14 protein-coding genes are annotated in these 17274 nt (G+C 54.8%); 1 reads left to right on the top strand and 13 read right to left on the bottom strand.

From position 1 onward, the window contains the following. Positions 1-6: 6 nt before the first annotated feature. The 6 genes from ACM5QY_RS16610 to ACM5QY_RS16585 all read right to left on the bottom strand — a co-directional run bounded on the left by ACM5QY_RS16610 (position 7) and on the right by ACM5QY_RS16585 (position 6585). A complete protein-coding gene (locus ACM5QY_RS16610) occupies positions 7-264 on the bottom strand; it encodes a copper-binding protein (RefSeq protein ID WP_416121835.1) in 258 nt (85 codons plus the stop codon). A gap of 175 nt (positions 265-439) precedes the next feature. Beyond that, the gene (locus ACM5QY_RS16605; protein WP_416121834.1) at positions 440-859 is read right to left on the bottom strand and encodes a hypothetical protein; all 420 of its coding nucleotides are present in this window, start codon (positions 857-859) and stop codon (positions 440-442) included. Positions 860-1034: 175 nt separating this feature from the next. After that, positions 1035-2042, bottom strand: coding sequence for a magnesium/cobalt transporter CorA (corA, locus tag ACM5QY_RS16600; protein WP_416121833.1), 1008 nt, complete (start codon positions 2040-2042; stop codon positions 1035-1037). 196 nt (positions 2043-2238) lie between these two features. Beyond that, the gene (locus ACM5QY_RS16595; protein ID WP_416121832.1) at positions 2239-3828 is read right to left on the bottom strand and encodes an efflux transporter outer membrane subunit; all 1590 of its coding nucleotides are present in this window, start codon (positions 3826-3828) and stop codon (positions 2239-2241) included. Between the two features lies 1 nt (position 3829). Continuing rightward, positions 3830-5398: a DHA2 family efflux MFS transporter permease subunit gene (locus tag ACM5QY_RS16590; RefSeq protein ID WP_416121831.1), complete on the bottom strand. Its 1569-nt coding sequence runs from the start codon at positions 5396-5398 to the stop codon at positions 3830-3832. After that, positions 5395-6585, bottom strand: a complete 1191-nt coding sequence (locus tag ACM5QY_RS16585) for an HlyD family secretion protein (RefSeq protein WP_416121830.1) — start codon at positions 6583-6585, stop codon at positions 5395-5397. Before ACM5QY_RS16585 ends, ACM5QY_RS16590 begins: the two co-directional genes overlap by 4 nt. A 264-nt stretch (positions 6586-6849) precedes the next feature. Between ACM5QY_RS16585 and ACM5QY_RS16580 the strand changes: the two genes are divergently transcribed. Then, positions 6850-7761 (top strand): cation diffusion facilitator family transporter, encoded by a 912-nt coding sequence (locus tag ACM5QY_RS16580; RefSeq protein ID WP_416121829.1) that lies wholly within the window; start codon positions 6850-6852, stop codon positions 7759-7761. Between the two features lie 83 nt (positions 7762-7844). Here ACM5QY_RS16580 and ACM5QY_RS16575 read toward each other — a convergent pair whose 3' ends face one another. The 7 genes from ACM5QY_RS16575 to ACM5QY_RS16545 all read right to left on the bottom strand — a co-directional run bounded on the left by ACM5QY_RS16575 (position 7845) and on the right by ACM5QY_RS16545 (position 17071). Continuing rightward, positions 7845-7991, bottom strand: a complete 147-nt coding sequence (locus tag ACM5QY_RS16575; RefSeq protein ID WP_416122908.1) for a DUF2474 domain-containing protein — start codon at positions 7989-7991, stop codon at positions 7845-7847. Positions 7992-8027: 36 nt separating this feature from the next. After that, positions 8028-9035, bottom strand: a complete 1008-nt coding sequence (gene cydB / locus ACM5QY_RS16570) for a cytochrome d ubiquinol oxidase subunit II (protein WP_416121828.1) — start codon at positions 9033-9035, stop codon at positions 8028-8030. A gap of 1 nt (position 9036) precedes the next feature. Then, the gene (locus tag ACM5QY_RS16565) at positions 9037-10455 is read right to left on the bottom strand and encodes a cytochrome ubiquinol oxidase subunit I (protein WP_416121827.1); all 1419 of its coding nucleotides are present in this window, start codon (positions 10453-10455) and stop codon (positions 9037-9039) included. Between the two features lie 840 nt (positions 10456-11295). Next, the gene (phoA, locus tag ACM5QY_RS16560; RefSeq protein WP_416121826.1) at positions 11296-12720 is read right to left on the bottom strand and encodes an alkaline phosphatase; all 1425 of its coding nucleotides are present in this window, start codon (positions 12718-12720) and stop codon (positions 11296-11298) included. A gap of 128 nt (positions 12721-12848) precedes the next feature. Then, positions 12849-13745, bottom strand: a complete 897-nt coding sequence (araC, locus tag ACM5QY_RS16555) for an arabinose operon transcriptional regulator AraC (RefSeq protein WP_416122907.1) — start codon at positions 13743-13745, stop codon at positions 12849-12851. A 76-nt stretch (positions 13746-13821) separates the two neighbouring features. Then, positions 13822-15822: a beta-galactosidase gene (locus ACM5QY_RS16550; protein WP_416121825.1), complete on the bottom strand. Its 2001-nt coding sequence runs from the start codon at positions 15820-15822 to the stop codon at positions 13822-13824. Between the two features lie 16 nt (positions 15823-15838). Then, on the bottom strand, positions 15839-17071 hold the full coding sequence (locus tag ACM5QY_RS16545) for an oligosaccharide MFS transporter (protein ID WP_416121824.1): 1233 nt from the start codon (positions 17069-17071) through the stop codon (positions 15839-15841). Positions 17072-17274 lie beyond the last annotated feature (203 nt).

The raw sequence follows: 17274 nt of genomic DNA, 5'->3' as shown, positions 1-17274 counted from the left end.
TCCCGGTCAGCGTTTCAGCGGTGTCAGTGTCTGCAACTGATAAGCCGTGTCAGTTTTGACAAAGCTGAACGCCACCGGTGTACCAGCGGGCAGGGAGTTTGTGGCGATTTCCGTTGGCAACCGGAAATTCATGGTCATGGCGGGCCATTTAAGCGCAGGAATGGCGTGATGAGAAATACCGACGCGGTCGGATTGCCATTGCGTGATCACACCTTCAGATTGATAAACCTCCACGGTTTGCATCGCCATATGATCATGATTCATGGGCATTGTGTCAGCGAAAGAATAAGCGGAAATAAAGAAAAGACTACAGGCAAAACCATTTAAAATTGTACGCATGGGAATAACTCCAATACTGTCATATCAGATAAACGCCGTTATTACGGCAGATAAATAAGATTATTCAGATGCAGGAAAATGCATCCGCTGACAGCAGGGGCTATTCTCTGTACCGGCAGAACTGAACTTCAGCGGGCGGAGCCGTGACCGGCGGGGCAACCCAGTTTGCGGTAGTGACCGCCACGCGGGCATCAAGGGTGATTATGGCGAGTGCAGGCATAACCGGAAGTGCCACCAGGGGTACATTTCCGCTGTCTGACTGGGTTCTTTCAGGCACGCAGTACTTTTCACACAGCACCTCCTGACTTTGCATATGCTCAGGGGAATCAGGCATTTGCATGTATTCGTTATGCGACATCGTGGTATTTTGCACCGGCGGGCGCATGTCGCACTGATGGCTGGCAAGCGCCAGCTGAGAATTAAGAATCAGCCAGCACAACGCGAACAGCAACGCACTGATCCGCTTGCCGGGCAAGCGCAGTGAATGCATAAACTGTGAAATCGCGGAACACACTGACATAATAAAAGTAATTTCCAAATGGAAAGATGCAAATGAGTATATAAGGAAATAACGCGGGGAGGAAAGGATAAAGAGAATAACGCGGCGGTAAATTTGTCAGGATAATTAAAAAGGGCGAATAACAGCGGTTTCTGTTATTCGCATGTTAATTAACGTGCGGCTTACGGTAATAATATCAGAGCCAGCCCGATTTTTTGAGTTTCCAGTAAAGCCAGATACAACCGACGAGCGTTACGCCCAGCGTCACCGGATACCCCCACCAGTCATCCAGTTCCGGCATGTTTTTAAAGTTCATGCCGTACAGGCTGAATATCACCGTCGGGATCGCCAGAATTGCCCCCCAGCCCGCGAGACGTTGTACCACTTCATTCTGATGCACTGACACCAGCGCCAGATTCACATGCATGGCGTTTGAGAGCATTTCACGCATATCGTCGGTGGTGCGGATCACCTGATTCGCGTGGTCCTGCACGTCACGAATGTAGGCGCGCAGGCTTTTCGGCATCAGCTCTTCATAATGGTGGCTGAGCTGGTTACAAATATCTTCCATCGGTACGGCAGAATTGCGCAGCGAAAGCAGATCACGACGGAGCTTATACACCTGCTGCACGGCCTGCTGGTTGAACGTGTTCTGGAACATCAGCTTTTCGATGGCGTCGAATTCTTCGGTGTAGCGGTGCAGGATTTCCAGGTAGTTATCGACGATGGAATCCAGCACGCAATACAGCGCGTAAGCCGGTCCTTTACTCATCATGTCCGGGCGTTCTTCGGCATGTTTGCGGATTTCTTTGTAGCTCGACGACGCGCCGTGGCGGATGGTGACCAGAAAGTTTTTGCCGAGAAACAGATGCGTTTCGCCGTACTCGATGGTTTCCTTCACCTTTTGCGCGGTATGCGTGACGATAAACAGCGACTCGCCGTACTGCTCGATTTTCGGCCGCTGATGGGCGGTCAGCGCATCTTCAATGGCCAGGTCATGCAGCCCGAATTCTTCCTGAATGCTGCGCATATACGCATCTTCCGGCTGCCACAAACCCAGCCACACGAACGTGTCGGGTTCTTTCAGCACTTCGCTGATGTCTTCAACGGTGACATCCTGCAACCGCTTGCCGTCACGGTAGGCAACGCTGTTGATCACTGAATCGCAGCTGGGTTTTTTCTCTTCAGTAGAAATATCGTTCATTTTTTACCCGATTGTTATTCAGCGGAAAATCCCGCCCGCAGGCAGGAGTGTTTTCAATGTTTGAACAGAATAGCGCAGTCTGGTGGAATTGCGCTGAGGGGGGATTCTGAAAAGAGGGGGCGCGAACACGAAGCAGAATAGCTCTTTACCTGCCCAGGTCACGCCTTCCGATTTTATCTCGCCACATTAAACCGCTTTACGGCGTTATCCCCGACGTCGTTTTGACTTTCACATCCGACGTTGCCGCCGGGCCAAAGACGGTGTAGGTCGGTAAATCGACGTTCTGGTACGGCTCCCAGCCGCCGCCGAGAGCTTTGTACAGCGACACCAGATCGGTGCTGGTTTTCACTTTGGCTTCGGCGGATTGCTGATGCGCCTGCGCGAGCTGGCGCTGGGCGTCGAGCACGTTGATGAACGTTGAAAGCCCCTGACGGTAACTGTCGCTGGCGAGATCAAACGCGGTCTGTAACGCGTCGGTTGTCTGTTCTAATCCGTTCACCTGATCCTGATCAGTGCGGTAATTCACCAGTGCGTTGTCGACGTCCTGAAGCGCGGTCAGCACCGTCTGGCGGTAGTTCAGCGCGGCATTGGCCTGTTGTGCGCGGGAAAGATGCACGCTGGAAACCAGACGTCCGCCCTGGAAGATCGGCAGGGTAACCTGCGGGCCGAAGGAGTAGAAATGGCTGCTCCAGTTGTCGAGATAACTCACGTCAGTGTTACGCATCCCGAACTGGCCGGTGAGGGAAATGCTCGGGAACATCTGCGCGACGGAGACGCCGATATTGGCGGTCGCGGCGTGAAGATCGGCTTCGGCTTTACGCACGTCCGGGCGTCGGCGCGCCAGCTGTGAAGGCACGCCAATCGGAACCGCAGCGGGCAGTGCAGGCATGGGTTTTGGTGCGGTCAGTTCGGCATCGAGCGAGCCCGGCGTCTGGCCGAGCAGAACCGCCAGCCCGTTCATTGCCTGACGTTCCTGCGCCTGATACTGCGGCAACTGCGCGCGCAATGAACCCAGCTGCGCACGGGCGTTTTCCACATCCAGCTGGGGCGACAGGCCGTTCTTCTGACGATTTTGCGTGAGATCCAGCGTCTGCTGCGCCACGTCGATTTGCGTCTGAATCGCCGCCGTCACGCTTTGCGCACCGCGCAGTTGCAGATACGCACGGGCGACTTCGGCTTCCAGCGACACCAGCGCATCGTTACGTTGTTCGACGGAAGACTGCGTCTGCGCATTGGCGGCTTCCACCTGACGCCGCGTGCCGCCGAATAAATCCAGCTCCCAGCTGGAATCAAAGCTTCCCTGATACAAATTCACCGGCCGCGTCGCCGTACTGATGGCGCCGGAGGCTTCCGGGCTGAGATCGCTGAGCTGCTGCGAAGCACCGCTGGAATCCAGAATGCCTTTCAGGCCAAGTTGCTGACGCGTGGCTTTTGCGCTGCCCTGAACTGACGGCAGCCAGGCACCTTCGGCCTGTTTAACCTGTTCGCGGGCACCGGCGATACGCAGCACCGCCTGTTGCAGGGAGATATTCCCGGCAATCGCGCGGATGATCAGGCTGTCGAGCTGCGGGTCGTTAAACGCTTTCCACCATAACGGATTCGGCTCCGACGGCAGGGCAATGGACGCGCCGTCGGCGTCTTTCGGCTTCGTCATGTCGTTATAAGCGCCCGGCGTGACCGGGTCCGGTTTCTGGTAATCGGGGCCCACGGAGCAGCCCGCCAGCGCCAGCGTGAGAGCCGAAACGGTAAACAGCGTGGTTTTATTCAACTTCCGGGTCGTATTCAACTTAATGTGCTCCGGCATTACCTTCGCTTTTAACCGGCGAAAGCAGGAAACAAAATGGGATCAAAATAACAGCGACGATGGCGCAGTAGCCGAACACATCGATGTAGGCCAGGATGCGCGATTGCGAGATCATTTCCTGATACATCTTCACGGTGGCGATCTGCATCGGGTCGCCGGCGACGTGGGCGAAATCGCGGATCGCGGCGGCACTTCTGCTGACGGCCTGATTAAACTGTTCGTTCAGCGGCGACATGTTGTGTGCCATGTGCGCGCTGTGTGCCTGCGTTCGTTCGGTCACGCCGGCGGTTGCCAGTGAAATCCCAATCGAGCCTGCGACGTTACGGAACATGGTAAACAGCGCGGCGGCGTCGGCGTTCATCCGCTGCGGAATGGTGATGAACGCGATGGTCGTCAGCGGCACAAACAGGAAGCCCAGCCCGATTGACTGCGCGCTGCGGTACAGCACCAGTGTTTTGAAATCGACATTGGGCGTCAGCGTGGCCGAATAGATAAACGACGCAGCGAGCAGGAAGAAGCCGAACGCAATGATGTAACGCGTTTGCACAATCGGCATCAGTTTCAGCACCAGCGGGATCGACAATACAATCAGCACCGCGCCGGGCGACATCACCAGCCCGGAAAGCGTGGCGGTATAGCCTAACTGCTGTTGCGCCAGTTGCGGAATCACCACCGAACTGCCGTAAAGAATCATCGCCATCCCCGCCATCAGCAGACCGGCGATGGCGAAGTTTTTATCCTTCATGCAGCGCAAATCGACCACCGGTTTTTTGGCGTAAAGCAGCCAGTAAATCGCCCCGACAATCCCGGTTGCCGCCAGCACAGCAAACGTAACGATAAAGCCGGATTTGAACCAGTCGTCGTCTTCGCCGCGATCCATCATCACCTGCAAACAGCCCAGCCCGAGCGCAATCAGCCCGATACCGATGTAATCAATACCGAGTTTGCCTTTGGCTTTACGTTCCCACGGCGGATCTTCCAGCAGCTGATAAATTGCCAGCAGGGCGATAATCCCCACCGGAATGTTGATGAGAAACACCCAGCGCCAGCTGAAGTTATCCGTGATGTAACCGCCCAGCGTCGGCCCGACGACCGGGGCGACGATGATGGCAATCGACGAAAGACCAAACGCCTTGCCGCGATCGGCGGGCTTGAAATAATCCAGCAGCACCGATTGCTGAATCGGCTGCAAACCGCCGCCGAAGAACCCCTGTAACACGCGGAACAAAATCATCTGCCACAGTTCTGTCGCGATACCGCACAGGAAAGAGCAGACGGTGAACATTGCGATACAGATCAGAAAGTAAGTTTTGCGGCCCATCACGCGGCTGAGGAAGGCGGAAATCGGCAACACAATGCCGTTGGCCACCAGATACGATGTTAAAACCCAGGTCGATTCGTCATAACTGGAGGACAGCGAACCGGCGACGTGCGGCAGCGCCACGTTAACGATGGTGGTGTCCAGGATTTCCATGAACACCGCAATGGTTACGACGGCGGCAACTGCCCACGGATTGGCCTTGGGTTTCCAGTAGCTGCGATCTTCATTCATTCGACGGTCACCGTCGGTTCAACAGACAGGCCGAGCGGCAGGGGCTGGTTCTCATCCAGACCGCTGTCGATAACGATTTTGACCGGAACGCGCTGAACAATTTTCACGTAGTTACCGGTGGCATTTTCAGCCGGGAAGGCCGAGAAGCGCGAACCGGTGCCTTGCTGAATACTGTCTACGTGGCCGTGAAGTTTGATGTCCGGGAACGCATCGACGGTGATGTCGACTTTATTGCCCGGACGCATTCGCTCAAGCTGCGATTCTTTGTAGTTGGCGGCGATCCAGAGGTCTTTCGACACCACCGAGAACAGCGAAGAACCGGCCTGCACCAGCGTGCCGAGCTGCACATTACGCTTGGTGACGTAGCCGTCGAACGGCGCACGAACCTGCGCATACGAGAGATTCAGCGTGGCGTTTTCCAGCTGCGCTTTGGCCTGTTCAACCTGTTGTTCGCGGGCTTCAACGTTAGTTTCGGCCTGACGGATATTGAGCTGAACCTGCGCGGCTACCTGCACCTGGGCTTTGGCATTTTCCAGATCCGCAGCGGCGGAACGCACCTGCGCGCTGGACGAGTCGATATTCTGTTGCGTGGTTGCACGCGGGTCGACGCCACGCTGACGACGGAAATCGGCCGTCGCTTTGAGCAGGCTGGCTTCCGCCCGCGTCTGCTGGGCTTTCGCCTGCGCCAGTTGCGCCGGATACTGCACTTTCGCCAGATCATACTGAACCTGCGCCTGATGCAGTTGCGCGACCGCCAGACCCAGCTGAGCCTGTGCGGCATCGCGTTGCGCGGTGGCATCACGCGGATCGATTTCCACCAGCAGATCTCCTTTATGCACAAACTGGTTATCTTTCACCGCCAGACTGGTGACGTAACCGGCGATTTTCGGCGCGATGGTGACGGCGTCGCCTTCGATAAAGGCATCGTCGGTGCTGACCTGATCTTTGGTCATCAGCCACCAGACCAGCGTAACAACCAGCATGATCACGACGACAATACCGAGGATAATCAGCGGTTTTTTGCCGGGGCCTTTGCGTTTCTCGTCCGGTTCTACGGCGTCATTATTGGGGGCTTTTTTGTCCTGTGTGTGGCCTTCTCCTGATTTAATCTGGCTGGAATCGAGTTCTGACTGTTCGGAACGTGCGTCATCTGACGCAGAAGGTTTTGCATGGTTATTGTTTGTCATAGCGCTCTTCTGATTATCGGCGACCACGCGCCGGAACAAAGAAATCTTGTTTTAAGCTAGAGTGTATTGATGTAAATGCAAGTAAATTTAAGTCAATAAACTGTAGTGAGAGCACGAAGATCCACGCTATAGGGAAGGTCTTAAAAACCGGGAAATGGGGTATAATGCCGGTCTGGTATTTGTATTTATCAAATAAAGTTGATCCTCTGCTTCAGGAATTCTTGTGAATAACTCTCAAAATAATCTGCTTGCCCGGAGCCGGTCATGAGTCGCCCGGCCCCGTCCTATAAAGGGCTGACGCGTATCGCCTCTCTGGTTTCTGTCTGCGTGGCGCTGGTGCTGGTGTGCATCAAAGTCTGGGCCTGGGTGGCAACGGGCTCGATTGCTCTGCTGACCTCGGCGGCAGACGGGCTGGTCGATGTGCTGGCGTCCATGGTGACGTTAATTGGCGTGCGTTACGCCCTGCGTCCTGCCGACAAAGGACACCGTTACGGGCACGGCAAAGCCGAAGCCGTCGCCGCCTTTGTGCAGGCGTTGTTACTCGGCGCAGCGGGGCTGGTACTGGGCGGGGAATCCATCGGACGCATTATTAACCCGGCGCCGCTGGCACAACTTGGGCTGGGGATCTGGGTCATCATCATCAGTTGTGTGGCGGCGACCGGTCTGGTGCTGATGCAAACCTACGTGGTGAAACGCACCGGTTCCACGGCGATTGCCGCCGACCGTGCGCATTACATCACCGATGTCGCGGTGAATATCGCCGTACTGCTGGCGCTGATTTTCGAACGCTATTTTGGCTGGACGCGCTCTGACTCCATTGGCGCGTTGCTGATTTCCTTCTATATGATCTGGAATGCGCGCGGGATGGCGGCAGATGCGCTGACGCAGTTGCTGGACAGGGAACTGAGTGCTGATGACCGTAAGCGTGTAAAAGAAGCCGTGCTGAGCGTGAGCGGCGTGAAGGGCGTGCATGATATCCGCACCCGTAACGGCGGCGACCGCGTTTTCGTGGAATTCCATGTGGAGGTTGACGGCAATCTGAGCGTGGATATCGGGCACGATATCGGCGACGCGGCTGAAATGGCGGTGGGTAAACTGTTCATGTTTGCCGATGTGACGGCGCACCTTGAGCCGGACGGCATCGACGACGATCGTCTGGATAATCTGCTGCGCTGATCGGCTGTCGTTATCCGCAATTAAGAAAACCTCCGCCAAATTTGACGGAGGTTTTTTGTTGGGTGTTAATAAACGTCAATAAATCAGTGCGTGCGCATTCCCGCCGCGGCCATCAGCAATTTAAAGACCGAGGCGACGACAAACAGCGCCAGCACGCTGCCCAGCCAGATAGCCGCCATCCAGCCGACGCGTTTCCAGAAAGGCTGACGGATAACGGTGTCATCATCCATTTCCCTGATAAGCTTTTTCATTTACCCCTCCACCTCTCAGTGATAACCCTGTTCCGGCGTCACTTTCCCCCTGAACACGTAATAGCTCCAGAAGGTATAAACCAGAATAACCGGGATAATAAACAGCGCGCCGACCAGCATAAATCCCAGACTTTGCGGCGGAGCGGAGGCCTCCCAGATGGAAACGGACGGCGGAATAATATTCGGCCAGAGGCTGATCCCAAGGCCGGTATACCCGAGGAAAATCAGTGCCAGCGTCAGCAGGAACGGCGAGTGGTGCGCCTGACGGTTTACCGCACGCAACATCCAGAACGCCACCAGTAACACCAGCACCGGAACCGGCAGGAACCAGAACAGATTCGGCAAACTGAACCAGCGCACGGCGATGGCGGCGTGCGTCAGCGGCGTCCAGACGCTGAGGGTTACCAGCACGGCCAGAAAAGTGAAAAGCAGCGGTTTTGCATAGCGTTGCATACTTTCCTGCAACCGGCCTTCGGTTTTCATCATCAGCCAGGTGCAGCCGAGCAGGGCGTAGGTCACGAGCAGCCCGAAACCGCAGAACAGATTGAACGGCGTCAGCCAGTCCAGCGCGCCACCGGCATACGCGCGGTTAACCACCGGAATGCCGCCGATGACCGCGCCGAGCACCACGCCCTGACAAAACGTTGCCAGTAGGGAACCGGCGATAAAAGATTTGTCCCAGACGTGGCGTTTTGCCGCGCTGGCTTTGAAGCGAAACTCAAAAGCCACGCCCCGGAAAATCAGGCCGAAAAGCATTAACGTCAGCGGAATGGTCAGTGCGTCGAGCACCACCGCATAGGCCAGCGGAAATGCGCCAAACAGCGCGGCACCGCCGAGCACCAGCCAGGTTTCGTTGCCGTCCCAGACCGGCGCGACGGTGTTCATCATCACATCGCGCTCATGCTCTGCTTTCACCAGCGGGAACAGCAGGCCGATGCCCAGATCAAAGCCGTCCATTACCACGTACATCATCACGCCAAAGACGATGATCAAAAACCAAATCAGCGGAAGATCGATACCCATTTCAGACTCCTTCGTCGTTCAGCGGTTCTTTAATCGCCGACAGCGGACGCGCCGGTGTGCGATGTTGTCCCGGCCCGCCGTGATCCTGATTCTGACCCTCATGCGGCTGCGGCCCTTTGCGGATGAGCTTCATCATGTACAGATATCCCACGCCAAACACCGAGGAATAAATCACCACAAACAGCAACAGGCTGATGCTCATCTGCATTTCTCCGTGGTTCGATACTGCGTCTTTGGTGCGTAGCAGGCCATAAACCACCCACGGCTGACGGCCAATTTCGGTGGTAAACCATCCGGCGAGCAGGGCGATCAGACCTGACGGCCCCATCCACAACGCAAACCGCAGAAACGCTTTGTTCTCGTAGAGATTGCCGCGCCAGCGCAGCCAGAGGCTCCACAAACCCAGCACGATCATCAGCATTCCCAGCCCGGCCATAATGCGGAAACTGTAGAAAATGATGGTCGAGTTAGGCCGGTCTTCTTTCGGGGAGGATTTCAGCGCCGGAATTTGCTGCGTCAGGCTGTGCGTGAGGATCAGACTGCCGAGATAGGGGATTTCCACGGAATAACGCGTTTCCTCGCGTTCCATATCCGGATACCCAAACAGAATCAACGGCGTCGGCTCGCTGTTTTTATTCTCCCAGTGGCCTTCAATCGCAGCGATTTTCGCAGGCTGATATTTCAGCGTATTCAGCCCGTGCGCGTCGCCAATCAGCGCCTGAACCGGGGAAACGATCAGCGCCATCCACATCGCCATCGACAACATGGTGCGCATCGCCGGCGTATTACGCCCTTTGAGGAGATGCCAGGCGGCGGACGCGCCGACGAAAAACGCCGACGACAGGAACGCGGCGGTGGTCATGTGCAGCAAACGGTAGGGGAACGACGGGTTGAAAATGACTTTCAGCCAGTCCACCGGCACCACCTGATTGTTGACGATTTCAAAGCCCTGCGGCGTCTGCATCCAGCTGTTGGACGCGAGGATCCAGAACGTCGACATCAGCGTACCGAGCGCAACCATGCAGGTGGCAAAAAAGTGCAGGCCGGGGCCGACGCGGTTCCAGCCGAACAGCATCACGCCCAGAAAACCCGCTTCGAGGAAGAAGGCGGTCAGCACTTCGTAGGTCAGCAGCGGGCCGGTAATACTGCCTGCAAACGATGAGAAAAAGCTCCAGTTAGTCCCGAACTGATAGGCCATCACCAGCCCGGAAACCACGCCCATGCCGAAATTCACGGCAAAGATTTTTGACCAGAAATGATAGAGGTCGCGATATTCCTCTTTTTTGGTTTTGAGCCACATCCCTTCAAGCACCGCCAGAAAACTGGCCAGCCCGATGGTGATGGCAGGAAAAATAATATGGAAAGAAACGGTGAAGGCGAACTGTATACGAGCCAGTTCAAAAGCATCCAGACCCAGCATGAGAGAACCTATTTTTATTGCAGATGACAGAGGGGGATTTAAGCATGAAGGGCTGTGGGTATAACAGGTACAGTATGGTGATAGTTAGGTATAACAGTTGTGGGCCGCGGGCGGTTTTAATAAGAGATCGAGAAAGTTTCGGTTTTTCACTTGCAGTTAAGGCTGACAGTTGACCGAGAATATTTCGGTTTCTCAATTGCAGTGATCGCTCAGCGGCTTGCGCCGAAACCGACCAGAGAGGGCCAGGACGGTCCCTCTCTGGACTCTCCGCGTCTTTTTTACTCCGCGCTGCCGCTCGCTGGCCATGTTTCAGCCACTCCGGCTAGTGCCGCAAACGCCGCCGCTGCGCGGTACTTTCGCTTCGGGTTCGAACCTGCTCGAAAAAAGACTCTCGCTGTTTCTCACCGCTCGCTCAACGCCGTTTTGAAAGCGGCCAATGGCTATGTAAATCGGAAGATAGATGCAGGCTGATTGTTGAATTGAAAAAGCCTCCAGCCGCTTTCAGAAAGCTTGCTGAATGAGTGTTTCGAGACCGAAAGGCTCGAAGACCGAAATGAAGGTACCGCGAAGCGGCAAGTTTTCGCGGCAATAGCTGTGGCACCTGAAACATAGCCAGCGAGCGGAGCGCGTGTTGAAAAAGCGTGGGGAAATCCAAAAGGGGAAAAGCACTTTCCCCTTTTGGTCGGTTTCGGCGCGAGCGGCTGAGCGATCACTGCTACTAAAAAACCGAAATATTCTCGATCCAGCCCTCACGGCGAGTGAGAAACCGAAATTTACTCGTTCAGCTGTCAGCTGTCAGCAGTCAGCCTCACTGCAAGTGAGAAACCAGCCGCCTCGTGCTTATTTAATATTCATTGCGTCCCGCATTGTATAGAACAAATCCGTCTGGTCGGTCAGCCCGACGACGTTCGCCGCGTGTGGCCCGAACGCAGCTATCCGCAACTGAGTCCCGGTGTGTCCTTGCGAATCCTCTTCGGAGTTCCCGTAGCTGATGGTCATCGGTGCGCCGTCTTTGGTGGTCAGCGTTTGCGTCAGGCCCGGTGCTTTGGCATCGGCTTCAATAATCTGGCTCGAATGCGCGTGGTCGGCGGTCACAATCACCAGCGTATTGCCATCCTGGCGGGCGAATTCGAGAGCTTTTTGCACCGCTTCATCCAGATCTACCGTCTCACCAAACTGACCACACGGGTTGGCGGCGTGATCTTGTTTATCAATAGACGCGCCTTCTACTTGCAGGAAGAAACCGTTCTGATTGGTTTTCAGCAGGTCGATGGCTTTTTCGGTCATCGCGGCGAGAGTTGGGATCTCTGCGGTACGTTGCGGATTGGCTTCGCAGGTGACCGCCGGTTTATCGATGTTGCCATGATAGGTGGCTTTCGGGCCCTGCCAGCGTACCGGCATGTTGCCGTCGGCGAATAACCCGAGCAGCGGTTTTTTCTGGTCGGCCTGCGCAATTGCACTGAGCTGATCGGCGTTTTCCACCCAGACATAACCCTGCGCAAGTGCCTGGTCTTTCAGGGATTTACCGTTGAACTCACCGGCTTTCGCCAGCTGACTGAAAGATTTTTTGCCGCCGCCCAGCGTGACGTCGGCACGGGCTTGCAGCAGCTGTTCAGTGATGGAACCTCGTCCGCCGTTTTCCAGGGCGTTGCTGGCGCATTTCTCGGCTGTTTCTTCCGGGCCGTAGCATTTACGGGAGGTAACGTGCGCGATTTGGGCGGCTGGCGTGGCGTCCTGCAATTCGGCAGTCGAGACGTTACCGGTCGCTTTGCCTGCGGCTTTAGCGATTTCCAGGATGGTCTGGTGATCTTTACCGTTTACGTCCACACCGATGGCACCGTTATAGCTTTTAACGCCGGTTGTCCAGGCGGTGGCCGATGCGGCGGAATCTGTCACGTAGCTCGGCTTATGGGTCTTTTTATCCAGAGAATAATGCGTGTACTGGCCGGTCAGCGGCAGGGCGTCGATGCCTTTGAAATAACCGCCCGCACCTTCGGCATAATTTCGTGCGGAGGTGATTTCGGAATCGCCCATTCCGTCACCAATCAGCAGGATCACGTTCTTCACCTTTTTGTCCGACAGTGAGGCGATCAGCGCTGCCGTCTGGTCACCGCTCAGACGACGTGCGCCGCCCGGTTCAGTCAGTACGCCTTTTGCCGCGCGGTCTGTCAGGGTGTCCGGCTGAGTGGCAAAAGCGCTGGCGGAGGCGGAAACCAGCAGGGCGGCAGAGAGTGCGCGGGCAAGCAGAGAGAGAGGTTGTTGCATGGTCAAAACTCCTTTTGATGAACCGTCAGAAATAAAAAAACACAAATTGTTGTATTTTGTTACCGGCAGGTTAGGTCAGAGTTATGACGTTTTAATGACAGTAAAGGCATTATTATGACAATTTGGCGTTACTCCTTCTCTTCGCCGATCCGATCCCTTTCATCGAAATTTCTCCGATACTGGCTGGGGCTGACGGACAAATGCTTGCGGAAAATCCGTGAAAAATAGAGCTGATCTTCATAACCGACGGTTTCTGCGATTTTGGCAATCGGCTGCTGACTGACCTGCAATAACGATTTGGCGCGGTTAATCCGCTGCTCCTCACGCCAGCAGAGGATCGTCGTGTTCAGTTCCTGCCGGAACAGATGCGCCAGTCGGGAAGGCGAGAGGTATACGCGCTGTGCCAGTTCTTCGATTTTGATGTCGCGATCCAGATGCTCGTTGAGATACTGGCAAACCTGATGAATGCGCGGGTCGCGCTGATGGGTGTTGTGGATCGGCAATAACTGCTGGCAGTGCAGAAGCAGTTTTTCCAGCGCGTTCATCGCCAGTGCTTCGGAAAGCGGGCTGCCGCAATCGCTGTAGGTCAGAATGGATTTAAACAGACTGATGACTTCATCCACTTTTTGCTGTGACGGCAGGGTGAGCTGGCCGATAGCGCAGCCCGTATCGTACCAGTTCAGCCAGTCAAGCCAGTAGCCGCGCGGGCGGAAATAGACCCAAAGATGATCCCAGCTTTCACTGTGATTTGCCCTGCCGTAATAATGCGGAATGCCGGGCGGGAACAGCAAAAGATCGCCCGCGTGGCAGGCGCGGTGATCATTACCGGAGGTGATATCGCCCTGTCCGGTGAGCGTCAGGTTAATGATGTAACCTTTCATGCCGTTCGGGCGGTTGATGAAATAATCCAGCGCGCTGTCGGTGGTGATGGGCGTGAAACCGGCGACCAGATAGGCCTGGAAACTGAATTTTTTCATCAGCGGTGAGTAATGCAGAAAATCAAAATTGTCCGGGTTCTGGTCCATCATGAGGCTGTCCTGATATTCGGTGCATCAATACTAGCCGTCACATTGATTATTACCAGCGTGACGGCAGGTCAGTTTATCCGGCGACAATCGCCACGCCCCACGGCGCAAGAATCAGCGGTTGCCCGTTCAGAGGCGTGCCGCTGAGCAGTTCTTCTCCGCGCGGTGCGTCTTCGACGGTCAGCGCGCACGCAGAATAATTCAGATAATAACGGATACGCTGCCCGGCAGAATTCACGCCACCGCGCACGATCAGCGGGAAGGGCTGCCGGCTCATTCTGGCGCTGAGCGGCAGGCCGGTTGTCAGGCGTGCCACGAGCTGCTTAATCAGTGAGATCTCCGGCAGGAAGCCGACGTACATCGCTTTGCCGCGCCCGAAATCGTTCTCAGTAATCGCCGCGTATTCGCCCCAGACCGGATGTTCGTAACGCGCCAGAACCTGCGCGCCCTGCGGTTTCAGCAGTTCCATCCAGGTTGAAACCTGCGCATTTTGAGCATCCAGTTCCAGAAGTTCTGACGCAATTAGCGTGCTTTGAGGAAGTACAAACTGGTTGTAGGTCACGCCACAGCATTCATGTAATACGCCCGGCTGTGCGCCATGACGAACCTGAACATTTTCATCGCTGAAACCTGATTTAAAACCGATCAGCGCCCGGCCACCGGCTTCGACAAACGCGTTGATGCGCCCGAGCAGGTCGTCGCTGGCGGCGTACAGCGCCGGGACAATCAGCAGTTTGTAGCGCCCGGAATCCGCCGGGAGATCGCTGAGGATGTCGGCAGAAATGTTCTCTTCGTAAAGCGCGTCGTGAAACTGACGGAAAATATCGTTGTACAAATTGGTGCTGACGCCTTCGGGTTTAAACCAGTTCAGCGCGTCCATCGCTTCATTGCTGATCAAAATGGCGACGTCATTTTCTATTTTCAAATCTCCGAGCCGGGGTGACAGTCGGGCGAAATCGGCACCAATTGTTCTGGCTTCGGTATACGTCGGATTTGGCGCAAAGTCATGGCTGAGCAGACCTTTCCAGTACGTTTCAAAGGAATTGTGAATCGAATGCCAGTGCCAGTACGAAAGCAGCGTTGCGCCGTGCGCCAGATGGCTGAAAGCCTGCAAACGGAGCTGACCGGGGAAGGGCACCCACTGAGCGAAACCCTGCGCCTGCGTTTCCATCACATAATAATTCTGTCCATGTTTCATACCGCGTGCGATGGCACCGCCGAAAGCGATTTCCCTGCCGGTCAGCTTTTCCTGTGACGGGTGATAAATATCAACACTTGCCACGGTCATTGCCTTGGCAGCCGCGAAGTGATCGACGCGTGGCTGCACGCCAAAGGAATAACCGCGCCATTCGAAATCAAAATTTTGCGTCACGAACTGATGAGGCTTGCGGTATTCATTGACCAGCGCCGCCTGCCACGCCAGATATTGCGTGACACACTGACGCTGAAAGCGGGAAAACGCGCAGCCCAGGCTGGCATTAATGGTTGCCTCAGGCGGCGGGAAATCCTGCCAGTCGTCAATTCGGTTGCTCCAGTAACTGAGACCAAACGCCTGATTCATTTCATCGATATTGGGAAACTGTTCCTGCATACCGGCCACAAATTTCTGCTTCATTTCCGGGCCGCAATTATCGTAATGCTTGGTTTCGTTATCCACCTGATAACCGATAATGGCCGGATGATCTTTTACGTGGCTGAGCAGAGCCCGAATAATATTTTCGGCATGACGCAGGAAATCGGGATTCACAATATCCATGATTTGGCGACGGCCATATTTCTGCTGGCCTTCCGGCGTGGTGACCATAATTTCCGGGTATTTACGTGCCAGCCATGCCGGAATCGCATACGTCGGTGTGCCGATAATCACGGCGATCCCCGCCTGATACATGGCGTCGAGCACGTGGTCGATGTGGTGGAAATTGTACTGGCCTTCTGCGGGTTCCAGCGTACTCCAGGTGGATTCGGCAATGCGCACGACATTAATACCGGCGTCGAGCATCATGGCGATATCTTTTTCCAGACGCTCAACCGGCATATATTCATCGTAATATGCCACGCCATAATAAAGTTTATTCATGTCGAACTCCTTATATTCAGCCGGAAACGGCGTCCTGCGTTATACGCTGACGTATCGGTGACAGCGTAAAGAATGAAAGTAACGTAAAACCCAGCGCAATCAGGCCGAGAATGATATAGGTGTCGCGAAAATCCAGCGTTTTATACATATGCCCGACCGTGCCGGAGAGGAAAATCGCGCTGAACTGTTTGGAAAACTGGAAGCCAATTAAATAGACTGTAGCAGAAATATACGCCGGGAAATTTGCGGAGATGTATTTCAGACCGGCGACCAGGAAGACCGAACTTTCGAAACCGTGCAGCATTTTAATTGCACTGATACTGACCGGGCCGGTGGCATACGCCGAGCCAATAATGCGGATACTCATGATCATCCCGCAATATAACAGGGCATTTTTAGGACCGATTTTATTCACAAACCACGGGGCGAAGAACATGACCACGGCATCGAGGAAAATTTGTGCGGTATAGAGATACCCGAACGCCGCCGCACCTTCCGATTTGCTGGCGAAAAACCGGCTGTAATAGATGGCGAACTGCTGGTCGTAGGTTTCATAGACCGCGCCGACGCCGACCATGTACACAGCGAAGAACCAGAACCGGCGGGTTTTCAGTAATTCCATCACGTCTTTGCGGGTGATAATGGCTTTGCCTTCCACCTGAACCGGGCAACTGCTGTCGTGTTTGGGATCCGTCATGTAGACGACGAACAGCAGGAAAACTCCGGCCAGACTGGCCATCCAGAAAATATAATCCTGATTAATGCCGTACAACTCTCCGGCTAAAAACGTCCCGAATGCTGCGCCAAGCCCGCCGAACATGCGCGCACGACCAAATTCAAAACCGGTCATGCGGCTGACTTTATCGATATAGGCTTCGCACACGCCACAGCCCGCACCGAAAGCAAATCCGATATATATCCCGCCCGCGAGTGCGCCGGTAATGACGTTATATTTCATCAGTGGTGCGAAAATATAAATCCAGTAAGGTGCGAACAGCACCATAATAATGGCAAGCATCCACATCAGGTTTTTACGGAATTTTAATTTATCGGAAATAAACCCAAAAACCGGCTGAATACACACAGACACAATGGCGGTAAAGGAATACACCAGCCCGACATCGGTATAACTGACGCCGATAGTGTCCGTGAGCCATAATGACAAATAGGGGTAACAGGCTCCCCAGCAAATAAAGAAGAAGAAAAAGAACAAACAACACATTACGTAATTTCTGTTCAACCTGGCCATAAACGTTCTCCGTTATTCTCGTTATTGGCTGTCCGTCGTTGCAGGGTGCAGACAGCATGAGAATAAAATACGCAGAGACGGGAAAAGGCATGAGGGGGATCCGCTGCCGGCATGAAAAAATCTGCTACCGGGAGGGGAACTGTGATGCGTGTCGCAGGCGGGGGAGTGGGTTACCACCCGGACGAGTTTTTTAATTCAAGTTC

This window comes from Rahnella sp. PCH160 (assembly GCF_047784855.1).
Lineage (GTDB): Bacteria > Pseudomonadota > Gammaproteobacteria > Enterobacterales > Enterobacteriaceae > Rahnella.
Note: the sequence above shows the minus strand (reverse complement) of the source record. Positions and strands in the feature narration are given on the sequence as shown.

Bases quoted from the DNA above. Each gene is read 5' to 3' on its own strand.
- ACM5QY_RS16605 (WP_416121834.1), bottom strand. From the start codon at position 859: ATGTCAGTGTGTTCCGCGATTTCACAGTTTATGCATTCACTGCGCTTG.
- araC (WP_416122907.1), bottom strand. From the start codon at position 13,745: ATGGACCAGAACCCGGACAATTTTGATTTTCTGCATTACTCACCGCTG.
- corA (WP_416121833.1), bottom strand. From the start codon at position 2,042: ATGAACGATATTTCTACTGAAGAGAAAAAACCCAGCTGCGATTCAGTG.
- ACM5QY_RS16565 (WP_416121827.1), bottom strand. From the start codon at position 10,455: ATGCTGGGTCTGGATGCTTTTGAACTGGCTCGTATACAGTTCGCCTTC.
- ACM5QY_RS16575 (WP_416122908.1), bottom strand. From the start codon at position 7,991: ATGGATGATGACACCGTTATCCGTCAGCCTTTCTGGAAACGCGTCGGC.
- ACM5QY_RS16585 (WP_416121830.1), bottom strand. From the start codon at position 6,585: ATGACAAACAATAACCATGCAAAACCTTCTGCGTCAGATGACGCACGT.
- ACM5QY_RS16550 (WP_416121825.1), bottom strand. From the start codon at position 15,822: ATGAATAAACTTTATTATGGCGTGGCATATTACGATGAATATATGCCG.
- ACM5QY_RS16610 (WP_416121835.1), bottom strand. From the start codon at position 264: ATGAATCATGATCATATGGCGATGCAAACCGTGGAGGTTTATCAATCT.
- cydB (WP_416121828.1), bottom strand. From the start codon at position 9,035: ATGGGTATCGATCTTCCGCTGATTTGGTTTTTGATCATCGTCTTTGGC.
- phoA (WP_416121826.1), bottom strand. From the start codon at position 12,720: ATGCAACAACCTCTCTCTCTGCTTGCCCGCGCACTCTCTGCCGCCCTG.
- ACM5QY_RS16545 (WP_416121824.1), bottom strand. From the start codon at position 17,071: ATGGCCAGGTTGAACAGAAATTACGTAATGTGTTGTTTGTTCTTTTTC.
- ACM5QY_RS16580 (WP_416121829.1), top strand. From the start codon at position 6,850: ATGAGTCGCCCGGCCCCGTCCTATAAAGGGCTGACGCGTATCGCCTCT.
- ACM5QY_RS16590 (WP_416121831.1), bottom strand. From the start codon at position 5,398: ATGAATGAAGATCGCAGCTACTGGAAACCCAAGGCCAATCCGTGGGCA.